This window comes from Mycobacterium sp. TH-M11 (genome assembly GCF_057473725.1).
In genome coordinates, this window is sequence record NZ_JBYCLD010000246.1 from 1 (window position 1) to 5,958 (window position 5,958).

Annotated in this window: 5 protein-coding genes and 1 pseudogene; all 6 read left to right on the forward strand. The window is 66.0% G+C overall.

Annotated features, from left to right (window positions below; genetic code table 11):
* A pseudogene (locus AC2VOG_RS10245) lies at positions 1 to 134 on the forward strand (type VII secretion protein EsxI); the annotation flags it as partial.
* Positions 135 to 222: 88 nt separating this feature from the next.
* Positions 223 to 1,134 (forward strand): ESX secretion-associated protein EspG, encoded by a 912-nt coding sequence (locus tag AC2VOG_RS10250; protein ID WP_486939791.1) that lies wholly within the window; start codon positions 223 to 225, stop codon positions 1,132 to 1,134.
* A 174-nt stretch (positions 1,135 to 1,308) separates the two neighbouring features.
* On the forward strand, positions 1,309 to 2,820 hold the full coding sequence (eccD, locus tag AC2VOG_RS10255; protein ID WP_486939792.1) for a type VII secretion integral membrane protein EccD: 1,512 nt from the start codon (positions 1,309 to 1,311) through the stop codon (positions 2,818 to 2,820).
* Positions 2,798 to 4,609 (forward strand): type VII secretion-associated serine protease mycosin, encoded by a 1,812-nt coding sequence (gene mycP, locus AC2VOG_RS10260; RefSeq protein WP_486939793.1) that lies wholly within the window; start codon positions 2,798 to 2,800, stop codon positions 4,607 to 4,609. Before eccD ends, mycP begins: the two co-directional genes overlap by 23 nt.
* Positions 4,606 to 5,778 (forward strand): type VII secretion protein EccE, encoded by a 1,173-nt coding sequence (gene eccE / locus AC2VOG_RS10265; RefSeq protein WP_486939794.1) that lies wholly within the window; start codon positions 4,606 to 4,608, stop codon positions 5,776 to 5,778. Before mycP ends, eccE begins: the two co-directional genes overlap by 4 nt.
* Positions 5,779 to 5,782: 4 nt before the next feature.
* Positions 5,783 to 5,958, forward strand: a 176-nt coding sequence (locus AC2VOG_RS10270; protein WP_486939795.1) for a hypothetical protein, incomplete at its 3' end; no start/stop codon positions are given.

Sequence of the window (5,958 nt, forward strand, 5' to 3'; positions counted from 1 at the left end):
AGGAGTTCATCACCCAGTTGGGTCGCAACTTCCAGGTCATCTACGAACAGGCCAACAGCCACGGCCAAAAAGTTCAGTCGGCCGGCAACAACATGTCGTCCACCGACTCCGCCGTCGGCTCCAGCTGGGCCTAACCAGTCACAACACGGCGCGGCAGCACACCAGACCCGGTGTGCGGCCGCGTCGTGCGATTACCGAGCAATCCGAGACACGAGAGTAGTGATGGATCAAACCACCCGGACCGATATCACAGTCAACGTCGAAGGTTTCTGGATGTTGCAGGCGTTGCTGGATATTCGCCACGTCGCCCCCGAATTGCGCTGCCGACCATTCGTTTCCACTGACTCGATGGACTGGCTCAACGAGCATCCCGGCATGGCGGTGATGCGCGAGCAGGGAATCGTGAAGGGCGAGACCGTCGACGAGTCGATCGCGGCGCGGATGCGGGTATTGGCTGCCCCCGACCTCGAGATCGTCGCCCTGTTGTCGCGGGGCAAACTGCTTTACGGGGTCAAGGAAAAGGAAGACGGCGACGAAGAAGAGCCGGTCGGCTCCCGCGAGATTCCGGACAATGAGTTCCGGGTGCTGCTGGCTCGCCGCGGCAGCCACTGGGTCTCGGCCGTGCGGGTCGGCGACGAGATCACCGTCGACGATGTCGCCGTCGCCGACACCGCCTCGATCGCAGCCCTCGTGTTCGACGCCTTGGAGTCGATTCACCACGCCGAACCCGCGGCGATCAACGCGGTAAACGTGCCGCTGGACGAGATGCTGGAGATCACGAAAGCGTGGCAGAGTTCCGGGTTCAACGTGTTCTCCGGCGGCGATCTGCGGCGCCTTGGCATCAGCGCGGCAACGGTGGCCGCCCTCGGACAAGCGTTATCGGACCCGGCGGGCGAGGCCGCGGTCTACGCCAGGCAGTACAAAGACGACGCCAAAGCACCCAGCGCCTCGGTGCTGTCCCTCAAGGACGGTTCGGGCGGACGTATCGCGATGTATCAGCAGGCCCGTACCGCCGGGTCCAATGAGGCTTGGCTTGCCATTTGCCCTGCCACCCCGCAGCTGGTCCAGGTCGGGGTCAAGACAGTCTTGGAGACGCTGCCCTACGGCGAGTGGAAAACGCACAGCAGAGTTTAACTAATTGTTACGTAGATACCATGCGCGGCAAAGAGTTTCGGTGCAGCATTCACTCAAGGTGCAGATACCGCGAAATGGACTAGAATTTGCTCAACAATTGAGACCAGGCTTCTCAATTACACCTAGCGAGGCACGACACATGGACACAGAATTCGTCGACAGAGGGGTTGCGCAATGACCGTAGTAGCCGAGGCTCCCCAGCCCGGTCTGGAGGGCGTCTCATCGCCGCAGGCCGTCGTCGTCGGCATCATCGCCGGCGAAGGCGTGCAGATTGGTGTGCTGCTCGACGCGAATGCCCCGGTCTCGGTGATGATCGACCCGTTGCTGAAGGTCGTCAATGTGCGACTGCGGGAACTGGGTCTGCCGGCCCTGGAAGCCAAACAGCGTGGCAGGTGGGCGCTGTGCCTGGTCGACGGGACGCCGCTGCGGGCAGCCCAGTCGCTGGCTGAGCAGGACATATTCGACGGCGACCGAGTGTGGCTGCGTTTTGTCGAAGACACCGAGCACCGGTCTCAAGTCATCGAACACATCTCGACGGCCGTGTCGGTGAACCTGAGCAAGCGGTTCAGTTCGATCAACCCGACGGTCGCCATCGAAGTCGGCGCGGCGATGGTCGCGGTCGGCGTGCTGTTGGGGTCGGGATTGCTGGGCTGGTTCCGCTACCGGCACGAGTCCTGGCTTCCCGCGCCGTACGCCCTGGTGATCGCGGCGCTGGTGTGCACCGTCGCGCTGCTGATCCTGAACCGCGCGCAAACGCCGCAAACTCGTCGCGCCGGCGACATGCTCCTGTGGAGCAGCATCGGGCCGCTCGCGGTCGCCGCCGCTTCTGCTCCGCCCGGACCGGTCGGCTCACCCCACGCGGTGATGGGGTTTGCGGTCACCACCGTCGCAGCCATGATGATCGTGCGCTTCACCGGTCGCCGCCTGGGCACCGGTACCGCGATCGTCACGGTGTCACTGATCGCGACCATCGCGAGCGTGTTCCGGATGGCCTTCGACACCGGCGCGGTGACGCTGCTGACCTCGATCCTGCTGGTCTGCGTCTTCGGCTACCACAGCGCACCGGCGATGTCTCGCTGGTTGTCCGGTATTCGGCTGCCGGTGTTCCCGTCGGCTACCAGTCGCTGGGTGTTCGAGGCCCGGCCAGACCTGCCGACAACCGTCACGCACGGTGTGGACGGTCGCCCGACACTGGCGGGCCCGGAGTCGATCCAAGACGTCGTCTTGCGCGCCGAGCGCGCCCGTTCGTTCCTCAGCGGTCTGCTGGTCGGCTTCGGCGTGTTGACCATCTTCTCGCTGGCCGGCGTGTCCGACCCGCACACTGCCAACCGCTGGCTGCCGTTGCTGCTGGTCGCCAGCACCGCCGGGTTCCTGATGCTGCGCGGCCGCTCTTACGTGGACCGCTGGCAGGCAATCATTCTCGCGGTGACGTCGGTGCTCATTGTCGGTGCGGTCATCATCCGCTACTCGTTGGTGTTGTCGTCGACCGCCTCGATCTCGGTAACTGCGGGTCTCGCGGTGCTCCTCCCCGCAGCCGGACTGACCGCGGCGGCGACGGTGCCCAACACCATCTACAGCCCACTGTTCCGCAAGCTCGTGGAATGGGTTGAGTACCTCTGCCTCATGCCGATCTTCCCGCTGGCATTGTGGTTGATGAATGTCTATGCAGCGATTCGTTATCGGTAGTCGACGGGTGCCGATCGCACGCGCAGCGAAGCCGGGCCCAGCGGGGCGACACGGCAAACGACTGCGGCCGCTACGCGCGGCCGCAGTCTCTGCCACCACGCTGATCGTCGCCGCAGTCGCGCTGTCAGGAGCACCGGCCTACGCGATCAACCCGCCCGGCATCGACCCGGGTGCAACGCCACCTGACAGCGCACCCGGGCCGGGCCAGCCGATGAAGCAGAACTCCTACTGCACTGAGGTTGGTGTCTTGCCGGGCAGCGACTTTCAGATTCAGCCGAAGTACATGGACATGCTCAACCTGCCCGAGGCGTGGAAGTTCGGGCGCGGCGCCGGTGTGAAGGTCGCCGTGATCGACACCGGCGTCACCCCGCACCCGCGGTTGCCGCACCTTATTCCGGGTGGCGACTACGTGCTGAGCGGGGGAGACGGATTGTCCGACTGCGACGCACATGGAACATTGGTGGCGTCGATGATCGCGGCGTCACCAGCGATAGCAGGCAGTCCGGCAGCACCCGGGCCACGCCGGCCACCGCCAGTGCCGACCCGCGAACCACCGCCGCAGGCGCCGCCGCCGCAGACCATCAGCGTGGCGCCGCCACCGCCGCAGACCATCACCATGGTTCCGGGACCGGCCGGGCCACCGCCAAACGAATCCCCGGCTTGCCCATGGTGCCCACCCGCGGCGCCCGGAGCGGCCAGCCACGACCGCGGCAAGATGGTGTTGCCTGGATACTCCGGCGGCAAGCACGGTCAGGTGGTCTCGGTGGACTATCCGCAACCGGCCGCACCGCCGCGGCCCCTGGACCCACCGCCGCCGTCGGCACCGACTGACGCCTACAGCGGTGTCGCCCCCGACGTGGAGATCATCTCAATTCGCCAGTCCAGCCAGGCTTTCGGACTCAAGGACGCCTATACCGGCGACGAGGACCCGCAGACGCGGCAGAAGCGCGACTACGCCTACACGATGGCCCGCTCAATTGTGCACGCGGCGAACATGGGCGCACGAGTGATCAACATCTCGCAGGTGATGTGTATGAGCGCGCGCAGCCTGATCGATGCGCCCGACTTGGGTGCCGCGGTGCGTTACGCCGCGGTCGACAAGGATGCCGTCATCGTCGCGGCGGCCGGCGACACCAGCCAGCGTGACTGTAAACAAAATCCGCTGGTGGACCCGTTGCATCCCAACGACGCTCGGGACTGGGGCGGTGTGACCACGGTGGTGACCCCGTCCTGGTACAGCGACTACGTTCTGACCGTCGGCGCGGTGGATTCCTCGGGCACGCCGATGGAGAAGCTGAGCGTCGCGGGCCCATGGGTCGGGATCGCAGCACCGGGCACCGACGTGGTCGGACTCTCGCCGCGCGATGACAGTCTGATCAACGCGATTGACGGTCCGGACAACACGTTGCTGGTGCCGTCTGGAACCAGCTTTTCGACAGCCATCGTCTCCGGGGTTGCGGCCCTGGTGCGGGCCAAGTACCCCAAACTGTCCGCGCATCAGATCATCGATCGCTTGATTCGCACCGCGCGGGCACCGGCCCGCGGGGTGGACAACCAGATTGGCCACGGGGTCGTCGACCCGGTTGCCGCGCTGACCTGGGATGTGCCGGAAGGCTCTGTCCTGCCGAAGGATTCGGCCAAGCCGCTGAAGCTACCGCCGGCCCCGCCGCCACGCGACATGGCGCCGGTGTGGGTCGCCGCCGGCGGACTGGGTGGTGCATTGGTGCTAGCCGGCCTCATCTTCGGAGGAGCCGTCTTGATGAGAAAAACAGCAGGGAGACAGGAATGAAGGCGCAACGCGAGTACGGGCTGTCCCTCTCGTGGGCGCGGGTCACCACGGTTTTCCTGATTGACGTTGCGCTGCTGGTGCTTACGAGTCATCTGCCAGACGCGTGGCAGGCCGACCGCAACCTCTGTTTCTGGATTGGTGTCGGCCTGGCGGTGATCGTCACTGTCGCCGCCCTGCTCACAAACGGGGGAGTGTCGGTTTCCTCGGCGCCGATCGCGCGGGTCCGGAACTGGTATGCCGACCCCGAGGCGCTGACCGTCGGCTGCACGCCGGCCACCGATCACCGTCGTCAATTCAGCCGCGAAGTCGTTGGAATCCGCGAGCATGACGGGCAATTGATCGCCGTGGTTTCCGTCGACGGCCCGGGCGAGGCCGGCCGGCACCGCCACCGGGAGGGCATGTCGACGAACATTCCGCTGGAAGCGGTCGTGACGTCGCTGCGCCAGTTCGACGTGCGCCTGGACAGTGTCGACATTGTCTCGGTCGGAACGCGGAGCGGCCACAAGGGCGTTCAGGCCGCCGCAGCCGATGACTTCGGCGGCAGCCGACGCCCGATCGACAAGCACAGCACCTGGCTGGTGCTGCGGATGGACCCGCAGCAGAATGTGAGCGCCGTCGCTGCCCGTGACTCGGTGGCATGCACCCTGGCCGCCGCGACCGAGCGGCTGGCGAATGACCTGGACGGCCGAAGCTGCGTGGCCCGGCCGCTGACGGCCGACGAGATCGCCGACGTCGACGATGCGGTGCTCGCTGGGCTGCAACCAGCTAACGTCCGTCCGTTCTGGCGCTATCTGAAGACTCCGGACGGTTTCGTGACCAGCTTCTGGGTCTCGCCCGGTGACATCACCAGCGAGACACTCGAAGAGTTGTGGCTCACCGACGCCGACGTCACCGTCGTGACGGTTCGCATCATCGCTGAGGGCCTCGAGGCCAACGTGTCGGTATGGGTGCGCTATCACAGCCACCAACGACTGCGTAAGGAAGCGTTCAGTGGCCTGAACCGGCTCACCGGGCGGCAACTCGGCGCGGTGGCCGCCAGCCTTCCGGCGCCGACAGCACGCCGGCCACTACCGATGCCCAGCCGCACACTGACCCGCAGCGAGGAGATTCTGGTCAGGGTGGGCGCGGCGGCAGGGGCGCAGGCGAGCGGCGCCGAAGCCCTACGATGACAGGATGACGCGACCGCAGACCAGCGCATCGGATGCCCGCAATGCGATGGTCGCGGGGCTCCTGGCATCCGGTATTTCGGTCAATGGGCTTCAGCCCAGCCACAATCCGCAGGTGGCCCTGCGCATGTTCACGACGGCGACCAGCCTGGACCCAGCGATGTGCGACGCCTGGCTGGCGCG